The sequence below is a fragment of the Mesorhizobium sp. M0011 genome, from assembly GCF_040324155.1.
Taxonomy (GTDB): Bacteria; Pseudomonadota; Alphaproteobacteria; order Rhizobiales; family Rhizobiaceae; genus Mesorhizobium.
The window spans coordinates 63,255-78,076 of sequence record NZ_JAMYVQ010000004.1; the positions used below are offsets into that span (position 1 = coordinate 63,255).

The window sequence follows — 14,822 nt, forward strand, 5'->3', positions numbered from 1 at the left end:
TTCCCCTGGTTTGCCATCAACAATCAGTGATTGGGAATGTTCCCAATTCCCTTCAAATGTTTCTCGCCAGGGTTGCATTAATACCTCTATGGTTGTATTAATGCGTGTACAACAATCTGAATGTGCGGGGGTCTTGCCATGAAAAAAGTCGTCATCAGCCTGTTCGCGATCGTCGCAGGCACCAGCTTCGCCATGGCCGAGGACGCCGGCTGTGAGGCCTTCAAATGGCCGGTGACGCGGGAGCAGACCCTGTTTGCCGCGGCACCGGCAACGCCGTCCGGAGCGGCGCTGGCGGTTGGTGCGGCTGCGGATCTGGCGCTGGTGCCGGTAGAGAAAGCCGGTTTTGCGGTGGCGCCCGAACGTGCGCCGGCATCAGACACGTTTGGGGCCGTCGCCAGCGTGGAAGTGCCATCCGAGGGAGCCATCCAGATCAGTCTCTCGGGGGAGGCCTGGATCGATGTCATCCAGGATGGCCAGGCCATCAAGTCGGCGGGCTATAGCGGCGTGAAAACATGCCCTGGCATCCGCAAGAGCGTGCGCTTCAAGCTTGCGCCCGGCCCGGCCACCGTCCAGTTCAGCGGCGCGAAAAAAGCTGAGTTGAAGGTTGCGGTGCTGGCGCCGGAATGAGACGGCGCCAGTCAGGGGGTAACGGCGCCAGGGGGTAGAGGCCTTCATCGGGTGGTCTGATGAAAACCCGCGCTTTGTTTCAGCGGTGTTCGATCGCGGTCAGCGGACTGGCGCCATCAAGGCGAAGTGCGCGTCTTGCGGGTCCTGGCATTGGACGATCCAACTGCCGCCGGGGACCTCCATCGGGCCCATCAGGATCTTGCCGCCATTGTCAGTGACCCGTTTTGCCGCCGCGTCGATGGCCGCAACGTTGAAGTAGAATTGCCAGACCGGCACCGGGATCTGCTCCGGCTTGTTCATGATGCCGCCGCCGGATTCGGGGCCAGCCGTAAAAGTCTGGTAAGTGCCCATCGGGCCCATGTCGAAATCGCCGGCGTCGACCCAGCCGAATTGCTCGGAATAGAAATCGAACGCGGCTTTCCAGTCGCTCGTATAAAGCTCGTGCCAGCCGATGTGGCCCGGCGTGCCGGCCGGCACGACAGGCTGGTCCGGGCCGTTCGGCTGCAGGAACATGAAGGTCGCGCCTTGCGGATCGGCGACGACGGCAAAGCGGCCGACGCCCGGAATGTCGTCGGGCCGCCGGTGAACGGTGCCGCCGGCTTTCTCCAGCGATGCCGTGGCGGCGTCGACATCCCTGGTGTGGATATAGCCAAGCCAGGCCGGCGGCATGCCCATCTTGGCGGCATCCTCGGGCAAGGTCATCAGGCCGCCGACGCCACGTTCGCCGACATTCATCACGATATAGCGCGGCATGCCGGGGGCTGTGTCGAAGGGCTGCGCCGTCCAGCCGACCACTTGGGTGTAGAACGCCTCGGCGGCGTCGAGATCTGATGTCATCAGTTCGTACCAGAAGAAGGGCATCGGGGTTTTTGGCATTTTCGGTCTCCTCACCTTTCATGCATCGATCGTCGTCCACCATAGGACGATCCTCACGACGGAAATCCGACATCGCCCGGACAACAATGGGCATGCGTGCCAAGCGTTCCCTGGTTGCACGCGCGCTGGTTTTCGATTTCTCTGCGGTCATGAGGGGTTGTCGTCCATGCGCTTGATGTCGCTCACGCCCGAGCTTGTCGCACTGTGCCATCGGGAAGAGGCCGATCCCGGCCCGGATCCGAGTTGGACAGACATGAACGACGAGGACTTTCGAGACCTTGCCTTGCGGCTGTCCAATGAAGCCGATGACGGACCGCTATGGGTGTTCGCCTATGGGTCGCTGATCTGGAAGCCGGAATTCGAGTCGGTCGAGCAACAGCTCGCCACGGCTTTTGGCTGGCACAGGTCCTTCTGCCTCGACATGGCGCGGTGGCGCGGCAGCGCCGAGCAGCCGGGATTGATGATGGCGCTCGAACGGGGCGGACGCTGCAACGGGGTGATCTATCGCTTGCCGGAGGGCGAGAAACCGGCGCAGATCGAAAGGTTGCTGCGGCGCGAGATCAGCGACCACGAAAGCATCGAGACGGTCCGCTGGCTGCGGGTGCATACGCCGCAAGGCACGCTGCGCGCGCTCGGCTTCTGGGTCGGCGTGAAGGGCAGGGGAACGTCGCTGAACCAGCCGTTGGACAGAGTGGCGAGCGTGCTGGCCAGAGCCTGCGGGCATATCGGATCCGGCGCCGAGTATCTCTACAACACGGTCAGCCACCTTGAAGCGTTCGGCATCCACGACCGCAATCTGTGGCGATTGCAGCAACTGGTCGCGGACGAGGTCCGGGCTATCCATGGCCATGGACTTGAGTCCGGCCATTCGCTCACGCTGCAAACGCAGCCGTAATTGCCAATAACATGACTAAAAAAATCATGTTATTGTCGAGCCTTTTCAGGGGCTTGTGCCGAAAATTGACCAATTGATAAAAAAATAAAACGTGCTAGCCTTCCTCAAAAGAAAACATGGGGAACTGACGATGCCAGAAGGCCAATTCAGGGAAGGCATTGCGGGCGGCAGGCTCTCGGCCGACCAGTATGCGGACAATTTTTCCGACCTGCATCCGCCGCTCGATCACCACGAGGCGCTGGTCGAATCCGATCGTTGCTATTTCTGCTACGACGCGCCGTGCATGAACGCATGCCCGACCTCGATCGACATTCCGCTGTTCATCCGCCAGATCTCGACCGGCAATCCGATCGGTTCGGCCAAGACCATCTTCGATCAGAACATATTGGGCGGCATGTGCGCCCGCGTCTGCCCGACCGAGACGCTGTGCGAGGAAGTCTGCGTGCGCGAGGTGGCGGAAGGCAAGCCGGTGCAGATCGGCCGCCTGCAGCGCTATGCCACCGACGTCGCCATGAGCGAGAACAAGCAGTTCTACCCGCGCGCCGAGCCGACCGGCAAGACTGTCGCCGTGGTCGGCGCCGGGCCGGCCGGCCTTGCGGCCGCGCACCGGCTCGCCCGCCACGGCCATGACGTGACCATCCTGGAGGCGCGCGCGAAGGCCGGTGGCCTCAACGAATACGGCATCGCCGCCTACAAGAGTGTCGACGATTTCGCCCAAGCCGAAGTCGACTACGTGACCGCGATCGGCGGTATCGACATCCAGAACGGCAAGGCGCTCGGCCGCGACTACCAGCTGTCGGACCTGATCCGCAATTACGATGCGGTGTTTCTCGGCATGGGCCTTGGCGGCGTCAACGCGCTGCGTGCCGATGGCGAGGAGGCCGACGGCGTCATCAACGCGGTCGAGTTCATTGCCGAACTGCGCCAGGCCAGCGACCTTTCCGGCCTGCCGGTTGGCCGCCGCGTCGTCGTCATCGGTGGTGGCATGACGGCCATCGACGCGGCCGTACAGTCGAAGCTGCTCGGCGCCGAGGAGGTGACGATCTGTTACCGGCGCGGCCAGGAGCACATGAACGCTTCCGAATTCGAACAGGATCTGGCGGCAGCCAACGGCGTCAGCATCCGCCACTGGCTGCAGCCGAAGCGGGTGATCGCCGAAGGCGGCAAGGTCACCGCCGTCGAACTCGAATACACGGCGCTGAACGGCGACAGGCTTGCCGGCACCGGCGAGACACTGACGCTCGTTGCCGACCAGGTGTTCAAGGCGATTGGTCAGAGTTTTGTGCCGGTCGCCCTTAATGGCAGCGGTGCGTCGATCGATCTTGAAGCCGGCCGCATCAAGGTCGATGCGGAAGGGCGCACGTCGCTCGACAGGGTCTGGGCCGGTGGCGACTGCATCTTCGGTGGCGACGACCTCACCGTCTCCGCGGTCGCGCAAGGCCGCGACGCTGCGGAGAGCATCAATCGGGCACTGACCTCGAACGGGAGGGCATGAGCATGGCAGATATCAGAAACAATTTCGTCGGCATCAAATCGCCAAATCCGTTCTGGCTGGCCTCGGCGCCGCCGACCGACAAGGCCTACAACGTCATCCGCGCCTTCAAGGCCGGCTGGGGCGGCGTGGTGTGGAAGACGCTGGGCGAGGAAGGCCCACCGGTGGTCAACGTCAACGGCCCGCGCTACGGCGCGATCTGGGGCGCCGACCGCCGCCTGCTCGGCCTCAACAACATCGAGCTGATCACCGACCGCGACCTGCAGGTCAATTTGCGCGAGATCAAGCAGGTCAAGAAGGACTGGCCCGACCGCGCCATCGTCGTCTCGCTGATGGTGCCATGCGTCGAGGAGGCCTGGAAGGCGATCCTGCCGGTGGTCGAGGAGACGGAGGCCGACGGCATCGAGCTCAATTTCGGCTGCCCGCACGGCATGTCGGAACGCGGCATGGGTGCCGCCGTCGGCCAGGTGCCGGAATATATCGAAATGGTGGTGCGCTGGTGCAAGCAGAACACCCGCATGCCCGTCATCACCAAGCTGACGCCCAACATCACCGATGTGCGCAAGCCCGCACGGGCGGCACATGCCGGCGGCACTGACGCGGTGTCGCTGATCAACACCATCAATTCAATCACCGGTGTCGACCTCGACAGCTTCGCGCCGCAGCCGACAATCGACGGCAAGGGCTCGCATGGCGGCTATTGCGGCCCGGCGGTGAAGCCGATCGCCATGAACATGGTGGCCGAGATCGCGCGCGATCCCGAAACCCGCGGCCTGCCGATCTCCGGTATCGGCGGCATCACCACCTGGCGCGATGCTGCCGAATTCATGGCGCTCGGCGCCGGCAATGTGCAGGTCTGCACGGCGGCAATGACCTATGGCTTCAAGATCGTGCAGGAAATGATCGCGGGCCTCGAAAACTGGATGGACGAGAAGGGGCACGCCTCGCTCAACGACATCGTCGGCCGCGCCACGCCCAATGTCACCGATTGGCAGTATCTCAACCTGAACTACGTCGCCAAGGCGCGTATCGACCAGGATGCCTGCATCAAATGCGGCCGCTGCCACATCGCCTGCGAGGACACTTCGCACCAGGCGATCACCAGCATGGTCGACGGCGTCAGGCACTTCGAGGTGATCGAGGCCGAATGCGTCGGCTGCAATCTGTGCGTTAATGTCTGCCCGGTCGAGAACTGCATCACCATGGAACCGCTGGCGGCAGGCGTGATGGACCAGCGCACCGGCAGGCCGGTATCGCCGGTCTATGCCAACTGGACGACGCACCCGAACAATCCGATGGCCAAGGTGGCTGCGGAATAGGGACTTACCCCAACAAAAGAGCGGCGCTTTCGAGCGCCGTTTTTAATTTTCCTATTGCAGATAATAATTATCCACGATAGTATATATCCATGATAAAGGAGCCGATCCAATGAAGCTGGGCGAGGGCGTTGAGGCAGCTATCCATTGCGCTGCCACGCTGGCCAGTGTGGAGGGGAACAGCACCATGCCTGGCGCCGCTCTGGCCGAGTCCTTTGGCCTGTCGCCTAGCTATCTGCTGAAGCATCTCAACATGCTGAGCGCGGCGCGCATCCTGGAATCGGTGCCCGGGCCTGCCGGTGGCTATCGGCTGGCGCGGCCGGCCGAGCGCATCACGCTGCTCGACATCGTGCTGGCCATCGAAGGGCGCGAGCCGGCTTTCCGTTGCGGCGAGATCCGCCAGCGCGGTCCGGTGAAGCTCGATGCTTCGGCCTATGTCAAACCCTGCGGCATCAACGCCGCGATGCTGAAGGCCGAGCGTGCCTATCGCGCCGCGCTCGCCGAGACCAAGCTGTCCGATATCGTGGCCACCTATGCGGCAGAAGGCGATCCCAGGTCGCTTGCTGCGAGCTGCGCCTTCGTCGAGCGCCACCAGCGGCCGCAGAAATCCAGTTAACCCCGTAGACCCAAACCCAAAGCAGATTTGAAAGGACAGGAAGATGAAACAGAGGCTGCAATTTTTCGCCAAGGCGCCGGAGATCATGAAGGCTGTGTCGGCGCTCAACAAGGCGGTGGACGAATGCGGGCTCGAGGTGAGCCTGCTGCACCTGATCAAGCTCAGGGCATCGCAGATCAATGGCTGCTCGTTCTGCGTCGAGATGCACAGCCGCGAGGCGAGGCGCGACGGCGAGACCGAGCAGCGGCTCTATCTGGTTTCAGCCTGGAAGGAATCGCCGCTGTTTTCCCTGCGCGAACGCGCTGCCCTGGCCTGGACCGAAGCCGTCACCTTGATCGCCAGCAATGGCGTGCCGGACGAACTCTATGCAAAGACGCTCGAGCATTTCTCGGAAGAGGAACTGGTCAAGCTTTCCGTTGCGCTCGGCATGATCAACACCTGGAACCGGCTGTGCATCCCGTTCCAGGCCATTCACCCAGTGCCGGCGGCCAAGGCCGCCTGATTGTCCGGTTATGTTGGGAGCGCCGTCGAAAGGCGGCGCTCCACTTTCAAAGGGAGCGTTTGATGCCTGCCGATTTGCCTTCGACCTTGTTGTTTTTCGCTCGCCTGTTGCTCGGCGGCGCCTTCGTCTTCGCCGGCCTGCGCAACATCCAGAACGCGGCCTTCCTGACCCAGCTGATGGCCGCGCGCGGCGTGCCGCAGGCGCGGTTGGCGCTGTGGCTCGGCATCGTGCTTCAGATCACCGCCGGCGTGCTGGTGATCGCCGGCTTCTGGACTGCAGTCGCGGCCGCGGTGCTGCTGCTGTTCCTCATCGTCGCCACGCCGATGTTCCACAATTTCTGGGACCATCAGGGGCCGGACCGTGCGTCCCGCATCAATGGCTTCGTCGGCAATGTCGCCCTGAGCGGTGGCTTTCTGACCCTGATCGCGCAATCTGTTTGACGCACAGTTCCATGCCGACTGCGGCCTCTGGTGCCGACGGCTCGATCATAAAATCGGAACCAATCGAGCCGTTGACGCATTTCACACCTGCATGCCCAGCATCCAGGATGGAATATGAAAATCGCCCATGTCGCGCCGCTTTATGAATCGGTGCCGCCAAGGCTCTATGGCGGCACCGAGCGCATCGTCTCGTATCTGACCGAAGCGCTGGTCGATCTGGGCCATGAGGTGACGCTGTTCGCCAGTGGCGACAGCCAGACTTCCGCGACGCTGGTACCCAGCCGGGAACGCGCGCTGCGCCTCGATCCGCGTCCGCTTAAATCCGAGATCGCGGCGCATCTGTCGATGCTTTCGCAGGTGAGGGACCGGGCGTCGGAGTTCGATGTCATCCACTTCCATCTCAGCCATTTCCTGCACTTTTCCTTCTTCGAGGATCTCGCCGACCGCACGGTGACGACGCCGCATGGCAGGCTGGATTATGTCGACCTTGCGCCGGCCTATGAACGGTTCCCTCGTTTTCCCCTGATTTCCATTTCGCACAGCCAGAAGGCGGGCTTTGCCAACGCCAACTGGTTGGCGACGATCCATCACGGATTGCCGACCACTCTCTACGAACCGACTTTTGAGACGACGGCGGAAGAACCCTACCTTGCCTTCCTCGGCCGGTTCTCACGCGACAAGCGCCCGGATCGCGCCATCGAGATCGCTATGCGCTCAGGCCTCAAGCTCAAGCTCGCGGCAAAGATCGGCGACGACGACCGCGCCTATTTCCACGAGGTGGTCGAACCGTTGATCGACGGCGATCGCATCGTCTATGTCGGCGAGATCGAGGAGGACCAGAAGGCGGAATTTCTCGGCAAGGCGGCCGGCCTGCTGTTCCCGATCGACTGGCCGGAGCCGTTCGGCCTTGTCACCATCGAGGCCATGGCCTGCGGCACGCCGGTCATCGGCTGGAATTGCGGCGCGCTGCCCGAAATCATCGATCAAGGCGTCACCGGTTTCATCGCTGACACGGTGGACGGCGCGGTCGCCGCGGTGCCCGACTTGCTGCAACTCGACAGGCGAAAGGTGAGGGCCGTTTTCGAAAAGCGGTTCTCCGCTCGAAGAATGGCTGGCGATTATCTGGCCGCCTATGCGGGCCTGATCGGCGTCCCGAGCGCGGCGAAGGCGTCTTGAGCAACGACGTGCTCGAGCCACGACAACGAAACAACAGGGATCTTTGACGAATGGCCCAACTCGATGAGCGCCAGCTCGATCCCGCGGTTGCGCTTGCATCGCTCGACGCCACCGCCCCTCGCGAGCCGCATCGGTTGTTTGCCCTCAAGCAGGGCGATTGCTTCGCGGTTGCCGACGCCTATGGCGACATACGCGGAGCCGGCGACGGTTTCTTTCGCGACGACACACGGGTTCTTTCCGAGTTCCGGCTGACCGTCGGCGGCAGGCAGACATCGCTGCTCGGCGCCTCGCTCAGCCAGGACAATGTGCTGTTCACCACCAATTTGACCAATCTGCCGATACAGAGCGCCGGTGGACGCGACATCCCGCAGGGAGCCATTCACATCGAACGCGTCAGGCTGCTTTGGCAGGACAGGCTGTTCGAACGCATCACCCTTTCCAATTACAGCCGGGAACACTCGACGATCAGCGTTTCCCTGCACTATTCCGCCGATTTCCGCGACATGTTCGAAGTGCGCGGCTCGACACGGCTGAAGCGCGGGCTGGCCCATGCCGCCGAAACAGACGCGACGTCCGTCCTGCTGCGCTATGACGGGCTCGACGGCCTGGCCCGCCTCTCTGCGATATCGTTCTCGCAGGCGCCGGACCAACTGACAGCCACCCGTGCCGATTTCCTGATCGCCGTGACCAAGCGCAGCAGGAAGGTGCTTTATGTCGAGGTCGGTCCCGAGGTGGCCGATAAGCCCGACCGCGACCGGTTTCGCGCCGCTGCCGCCCGCGCCCGCTTTGGCATGCGGGCCAAACGTCGCCATGGCGCGACGGTGCGCAGCTCGGGCCGTGTCTTCAACGACTGGGTCGAGCGCGCCCGCGCCGATGTCGCGCTGCTGACCACCGAACTGGCGACCGGCCCCTATCCCTATGCCGGCATTCCCTGGTTCTCGACGGCGTTCGGTCGTGACGGTGTCATCTCGGCACTGCAGATGCTGTGGCTCAATCCGGGCCTGGCGCGGGGCGTGTTGGCCTTTCTGGCCCAGCACCAGGCGACCGAGACATCGCCGTTCAGCGATTCGCAGCCGGGCAAGATCATGCACGAGACCCGCAAGGGCGAAATGGTGGCGCTGCGGGAGCTCCCCTTCGGCCGCTACTACGGTGGCGTCGATACGACACCGCTCTACATCTATCTTGCTTGTGCCTACGCCGATCGTACCGGTGACATGGCGTTCATCGACGGCTTGTGGCCATCGCTGTGCGCTGCGGCCGAATGGACGGAGGAGGCGGGCCGGGAGACCGGATTCGTCACTTACCAGCGAGCGGCCGAGTCCGGCCTCGCCAACCAGGGATGGAAGGACAGTTTCGATTCGGTCTTCCATGCCGATGGCCGCATTCCCAAGGGTCCGATCGCCCTGGTCGAAGTGCAAGGCTATGTCTTTGCCGCTTTCCGGGGGCTGGCCAAGCTTGCCCGCCGCCGTGGGGAGGACGACAGGGCCGACCATTGGGATGGTCGCGCCGAGGCGATGCGGGTCGCCGTGGAACGCGATTTCTGGCTTGACGATCTCGGCTTCTATGCCCTCGCGATCGACGGTGCGGGCGAGCCCTGCAAGGTGCGGACCTCGAATGCCGGGCATCTGCTTTTTGTCGGATTGCCTGAGCCGGCCCGGGCCCAGATGGTCGCCGACCAGCTGCTTTCCGCCTCCTTCCATTCCGGCTGGGGACTGCGGACGCTCGCCGACGATGCCGTGTTCTTCAATCCGATGTCGTACCACAATGGCTCGATCTGGCCGCACGACACCGCCCTGTGCGGTGCCGGCCTGGCGCGCTATGGCGAGCGCGAAAGCGTGGTTCGCCTGATGAGCGGCACATTCGAATCCGCAGTCCATTTCAACATGCGGCTGCCCGAACTGTTCTGCGGTTTTACACGTGCGCCGGGCGAAGCACCCATCGCCTATCCTGTCGCCTGCCTGCCGCAGGCGTGGTCGGCGGGCTCCGCCTTCATGCTGATGCAGGCCTGCCTTGGCTTGGAGATCGACGGCTGGGATGGTGAGATTCGCGTTAGCCGTCCCAGGCTGCCGATCGGCATCGACACGCTGACACTGCGGCACCTGGGCGTCGGCGACCGGGTGGTCGATCTCACGTTCCAGCGCGTCGGCGACCGGGTCGTCGCTTTCGTTGCCGACCGCCATGAAGGGCTGGTGCCGCTCATCGTAAGGACATGATCCGAACAAAATTGGCGGAACCGATCCGAGCTTTGTGCGTTGCAAAAATACAGGTCCGAACGCCGACCACGTGGTCGGCGGACCTTTTCAAACGGGAAACACGAACAAACGGTCGCCGACGGCCGGGTGAGTTGACATTCAATGACAAACTACGGTGCGGAACTGCTCTGGGTTCTGATCTTCGCGAGCCTCGGTTTTTCCGCTCTTGCCGTATTCCTCTCCCTATCGCGGCAGCGCCGCAGTCACCCTCCGGCGGTTGCCCATACAGCGGGCGAAGACGTGGCCGCGGAGGCGGCGCGCAAGGTGATACGTGAGTTCGAAAAGAACGGCCAATCGGCCGATGCGGCGCTGGTGACGTGGTCGCCCGAGACATTGCGCAAGATCCTCGCCGACGATCTGCCCGATGCGCAGGTGATCGTGGTGTCCAACCGGGAACCCTATATCCACAACATCAGGGATGATGGCGTCGAATTGCTGGTGCCGGCCAGCGGGCTGGTGTCCGCGCTCGAGCCGATCACCCGCGCCTGTGGCGGCACCTGGATCGCCTATGGCGGCGGAACGGCGGACCGCCTCACCGTCGATGACCACGACCGGGTACAGGTGCCTCCCGGCCATCCGTCCTATACGCTGCGCCGGGTCTGGCTGACGGAGGAAGAACATCAGGGTTATTATCTCGGTTTCGCCAATGAGGGGCTCTGGCCGCTTTGCCACATCGCCTTCACCCGACCGATTTTTCGCGCCTCCGACTGGGCTGCCTATGAAGCCGTTAACCGGAAGTTTGCCGATACGGTGGTTGCCGAAGCGCGCAACGAGCGGCCTATCGTGCTGGTCCAGGATTACCACTTCGCGCTGCTGCCGCGCATGATCCGCGAGCGCCTGCCGGAGGCGATCGTCATCACTTTCTGGCATATCCCGTGGCCGAATTCGGAAGTGTACAGCATCTGTCCCTGGCGTGAACGCATCCTCGAGGGGCTGCTCGGCAGTTCGATCATCGGCTTCCACACCCAGTTCCACGCCAACAATTTCACCGAAAGCGTCGATCGCTTCCTGGAAAGCCGCATCGAGCGGGCCGATGCGGCGATCTCCTACGGTGGCCAGACGACGCTGGTGCACGCCTATCCCATCTCGATAGAATGGCCGGCCGACCTGTTGGCAAAATTGCCTGACGTCGATGACTGCCGGGCCCGCCTGCGCAATAGGTTCGGACTGAAGGCGGATGTGAAGCTGGCCGTGGGCGTCGAGCGTCTCGACTACACGAAGGGCATTCTGGATCGATTTCAGGCGCTGGACGAATTGTTCAAGCGATACCCTGAATGGATCGGAAAGCTGGTTTTCCTGCAGGTCGCGGCCCCCAGCCGCGGCACGCTGCCGGCTTACAAGCTGCTCCACGACGAATGCCACCGCTATGCCCAGGAGCTCAACCAACGCTATGGCAGCGAGGGTTACAGGCCGGTGGTCATGGTGGCCGAGCATCACTCACAGGAACAAGTCTACGAGATTTATCGCGCCGCCGACATATGCATGGTCACCAGCCTGCATGACGGCATGAACCTGGTCGCCAAGGAATTCGTCGCGGCGCGCGACGACGAACAGGGCGTCTTGATGCTCAGCACCTTCGCCGGCGCCTCGCGCGAATTGCTGGAGGCGCTGATCGTCAACCCTTACGACGCCGCCATGATGAGCGAAGCGCTGTTGCAGGCGCTGATCATGACTTCAGACGAACAGCGCGAGCGCATGCGGCCCATGCGCGAGACGATCCGCAACAACAATGTCTATCGCTGGGCCGGCAGCATGCTTCTGGATGCAGCGCGCTTGCGCAAGCGCGGTGACCTCGACCGGGTAACCGGTGTCGGTGACCGGCTGCCTAGCGTCGACAATGTCGTGTCCATGTTCGAGCGCAAGCGGGTAGTCATGTCATGAACGAGGTCCTGCAAAAGATGATCAGCGAAAGCCCGCAAAAGCCGCAGGCCGTCATGCCGAAACCGCAGACTGTGCTGACCGGCGAATGGGCGTTGTTCCTCGACATCGACGGCACCCTGCTGGAACATGCCGAACACCCGGACGCCGTCTCGGTCAGCGACGAGCTTCGCTCCTTGCTGCAAGGCCTGGACCGCAAGCTGGACGGGGCATTGGCCTTCATAACAGGCCGCTCCGTTGCGGCTGTCGACCATCTGTTTCAGCCTCTGAAACTGCGCGCCGCCGGGCTGTATGGATTGGAGCACCGGCTCCTGCCGAACGACGACGTCGAAGTAGCGGACGAGCCGGCGGATATTTCTGCGCTTGCCGACGAGATCGAGGCCGAGCTCGGTCGTGGGGCTTATATCGAGCGCAAAGGACGGGTGCTGGCCATCCACACGCGCGCCGCCCCCCATCTGCTTCCGCGTGCGACGCAGCTTGTCGAGCAGGCGCTGGCCACGCTGCCAAAGGGCTACCGGGTGGTTGCCGGCAATGCCGGCGTGGAATTGCTGCCGCTGGAGGCCGCCAAGGGCGCCGCGATCCGGCGTTTCATGGAGATTGCGCCATTCGCAGGCCGCCGCCCGGTCTTCCTGGGCGACGACACGTCGGACGAAAACGGCTTCGAAACGATCAATGATGCCGGCGGCATATCGATCCGGGTCAAGCCACCGGCGCATACCACAGCGCGGTACGGGCTTGCCGGCGTCGCCGAGACGCTGGCCTGGCTGAGAGGTCAACTTTAGGTCCGGCCGACGCAACCGCGATCGCGCCTCCTGGAAAGACAAGGAAAGGAACGGTTTCGATGGGACGCTTTGCACAATTGGTCCGAGAGATCACTCCGAACTGGCTGCACTCTCGCTCCTCCCGCCATGAGATTGCCCACGTTTCACCGTCCGACGCGGATTTCAGCTGGCAAGAAGCGATCGACAACAAGATGTATGGGGCGGATACATCTGACTATTCCCATGTGCCGGAAAAGCCTGTTTCGGCAAAACCGACAGGCGACAGGCCTGCGGACGAGAACGACCGTGTTCCAAAGAAGGCCAATTAAGGGTCCCGCCGGAGCCCGATCGCTGTTCCTATGCCGCAAATCGCAGGCCGCCATCGCAGGTCAGCACCTGGCCGGTCATGAAGCCGTTGGAGACGAGGAAGGCGATTGCGTCGGCCACGTCTTCGGCCCGGCCGACGCGGCCGACCGGGGTCTTGCCGGCATAGTCGGCAAAGATCGTTTGCTTTTGCTCCTCGGCCAGAAAATCCCACCATGGCGTGTCGATGACGCCTGGCGCCACGACATTGACGCGCAGCGGCTTCAGTTCCACCGCCAGAATCGGCACCACGGTCAACAGCATGCCGTTGATGGCGGCGATGCCGGCAACGCCGGGCGTCGCGAGTTGCGCCGAGACCGCCGAGACGAAGGTCACCGAGCCGGCCTTGTTCAGCGTCGGCAGGGCCGCCTGCAGGCAGGACAGCTGCGGCCGGACTTTCTCATCGACGCCACTGCCGATGTCGCTCAGGTCAAGCGTCGGGAAGGGGCCGAGGCCCTTGCCGCCGCTGGCCGCCAGCACCAGATGGTCGAAAGGACCGAGGCTCTCGAAGAACTGGCGGACCTCATCCGGCTTCGCGGCGTCGAAAGCAGCCTTCTCGGCAGCGCTGCCAAGGCTTTTCCAAGCGCTCTTCAGTTTGTCCTCGTTGCGCCCGGTGATGGTCACCTTCATGCCCGGGCCAAGCAGTTTTCGCGCCGTCGCCAGGCCGATGCCGGACGAGCCGCCGATCACGACGGCATGTTGGATTGTCTTGGTCATCAATGGTCTTCCTTCGATGTGGGGGAGGCCGTGCCGATGAGATCGAGGCTCAAGGCTCGCAACTGTTGCCTTGCCTTGGAGTCATAAGCCTGGGCGTCGGCACGGGATTCCCGCAGGCCGTCGAAATAGAGGCCGCTTTTTCCGTCGAGCGCGGGTGAGGCGGCGAGGTTGAGGATGGCCTCGGCACCGGTCTCGACCGAACTCCACGGCGTCACACCAGCCTGCCGGACCATGGTGGTATTCATGTAACTCGCGGGGTGCAGCGCGTTGACGGTGACGCCGGTGCCTTTCAACTGCTCGGCCAAATCGACGGTGAACAGGATTTGCGCCAGCTTGCTCTGGCAATAGGCACGCACGCCGTCATACGAGCGGATCAGCATGACATCGCTGAAATCGATCGCCTGCTGCCCCGCCGAGGCGACATTGACGATGCGGGCCGGCGTGCTCGCTTTCAGCAATGGCAAAAGCTCGCTGGTGAGCAGGAAACCGGCGAGATAATTGACGGCGAAGCGCAGCTCATAGCCGTCGGCGCTGACCTGCCTTTTGGCGCCCTGGCCTGCCGTGCCGATGCCGGCATTGTTGATGAGGATGTCGAGCCGGTCCGTCCTGGCGCGCACCGCCTCGGCTAGGCGGCGCACTTCGGCCAGGGAAGAGAGGTCGGCGACCAGAAGCTCGGCCTTGCCGCCGGCGGCTTCGATCTCGGTGACAACAGCCTGGCCGCGCGTTGCATCGCGGCCATGCACCAGCACACGGGCGCCCGCGGCGCCGAGCCGTTGCGCCACGACGCGGCCGACGCCATCGGTCGAGCCGGTGATGAGGATTGTCTTGTCTTTGAGTTCCATGTTCAGAGCCTCCGTTCTGTTGCTCTGAACGGAAGATGGGGCAGTTGGCGCGGGCCAAACAGTTCAAAC

General features: G+C 63.1%; 15 protein-coding genes. 12 read left to right on the forward strand and 3 right to left on the reverse strand.

The window, feature by feature from the left end:
* Positions 1-138: 138 nt before the first annotated feature.
* On the forward strand, positions 139-627 hold the full coding sequence (locus NKK51_RS05850; protein ID WP_206638022.1) for a hypothetical protein: 489 nt from the start codon (positions 139-141) through the stop codon (positions 625-627).
* A gap of 99 nt (positions 628-726) precedes the next feature.
* On the opposite strand, the gene NKK51_RS05855 is transcribed toward NKK51_RS05850, so the two are convergent.
* Positions 727-1,503 carry a VOC family protein gene (locus tag NKK51_RS05855; protein WP_352551717.1) on the reverse strand — a complete coding sequence of 259 codons (777 nt, stop codon included), beginning with the start codon at positions 1,501-1,503 and terminating at the stop codon, positions 727-729.
* Between the two features lie 166 nt (positions 1,504-1,669).
* Between NKK51_RS05855 and NKK51_RS05860 the strand changes: the two genes are divergently transcribed.
* From NKK51_RS05860 to NKK51_RS05910, 11 genes are all read left to right on the forward strand, one after another.
* Positions 1,670-2,398 carry a gamma-glutamylcyclotransferase gene (locus NKK51_RS05860; RefSeq protein WP_352551719.1) on the forward strand — a complete coding sequence of 243 codons (729 nt, stop codon included), beginning with the start codon at positions 1,670-1,672 and terminating at the stop codon, positions 2,396-2,398.
* 130 nt (positions 2,399-2,528) lie between these two features.
* Positions 2,529-3,893 (forward strand): NAD(P)-dependent oxidoreductase, encoded by a 1,365-nt coding sequence (locus NKK51_RS05865; protein WP_352551720.1) that lies wholly within the window; start codon positions 2,529-2,531, stop codon positions 3,891-3,893.
* A 2-nt stretch (positions 3,894-3,895) separates the two neighbouring features.
* Positions 3,896-5,209 carry an NAD-dependent dihydropyrimidine dehydrogenase subunit PreA gene (preA, locus tag NKK51_RS05870; protein ID WP_027035003.1) on the forward strand — a complete coding sequence of 438 codons (1,314 nt, stop codon included), beginning with the start codon at positions 3,896-3,898 and terminating at the stop codon, positions 5,207-5,209.
* Positions 5,210-5,318: 109 nt separating this feature from the next.
* Positions 5,319-5,822: an RrF2 family transcriptional regulator gene (locus NKK51_RS05875; RefSeq protein WP_023813203.1), complete on the forward strand. Its 504-nt coding sequence runs from the start codon at positions 5,319-5,321 to the stop codon at positions 5,820-5,822.
* A gap of 43 nt (positions 5,823-5,865) precedes the next feature.
* On the forward strand, positions 5,866-6,324 hold the full coding sequence (locus NKK51_RS05880; protein WP_023813202.1) for a carboxymuconolactone decarboxylase family protein: 459 nt from the start codon (positions 5,866-5,868) through the stop codon (positions 6,322-6,324).
* A gap of 62 nt (positions 6,325-6,386) precedes the next feature.
* A complete protein-coding gene (locus NKK51_RS05885) occupies positions 6,387-6,764 on the forward strand; it encodes a DoxX family protein (RefSeq protein WP_352551721.1) in 378 nt (125 codons plus the stop codon).
* Positions 6,765-6,878: 114 nt separating this feature from the next.
* Entirely contained in the window at positions 6,879-7,940 is a 1,062-nt protein-coding gene (locus NKK51_RS05890) for a glycosyltransferase family 4 protein (protein ID WP_352551723.1), read from the forward strand.
* 50 nt (positions 7,941-7,990) lie between these two features.
* Entirely contained in the window at positions 7,991-10,153 is a 2,163-nt protein-coding gene (locus NKK51_RS05895; protein ID WP_352551725.1) for an amylo-alpha-1,6-glucosidase, read from the forward strand.
* 141 nt (positions 10,154-10,294) lie between these two features.
* Positions 10,295-12,073, forward strand: coding sequence for an alpha,alpha-trehalose-phosphate synthase (UDP-forming) (locus tag NKK51_RS05900; protein WP_352551726.1), 1,779 nt, complete (start codon positions 10,295-10,297; stop codon positions 12,071-12,073).
* Between the two features lie 17 nt (positions 12,074-12,090).
* The gene (gene otsB / locus NKK51_RS05905; RefSeq protein WP_502902448.1) at positions 12,091-12,852 is read left to right on the forward strand and encodes a trehalose-phosphatase; all 762 of its coding nucleotides are present in this window, start codon (positions 12,091-12,093) and stop codon (positions 12,850-12,852) included.
* A 59-nt stretch (positions 12,853-12,911) separates the two neighbouring features.
* Positions 12,912-13,160, forward strand: a complete 249-nt coding sequence (locus NKK51_RS05910; RefSeq protein ID WP_352551727.1) for a hypothetical protein — start codon at positions 12,912-12,914, stop codon at positions 13,158-13,160.
* Positions 13,161-13,188: 28 nt separating this feature from the next.
* Here the strand turns inward: NKK51_RS05910 and NKK51_RS05915 are convergent, their stop codons facing one another.
* A complete protein-coding gene (locus tag NKK51_RS05915; RefSeq protein WP_352551729.1) occupies positions 13,189-13,911 on the reverse strand; it encodes an SDR family oxidoreductase in 723 nt (240 codons plus the stop codon).
* Positions 13,911-14,753, reverse strand: a complete 843-nt coding sequence (locus NKK51_RS05920) for an SDR family oxidoreductase (RefSeq protein ID WP_352551730.1) — start codon at positions 14,751-14,753, stop codon at positions 13,911-13,913. The genes NKK51_RS05915 and NKK51_RS05920 overlap by 1 nt, the downstream gene beginning before the upstream one ends.
* Between the last annotated feature and the right edge of the window lie 69 nt (positions 14,754-14,822).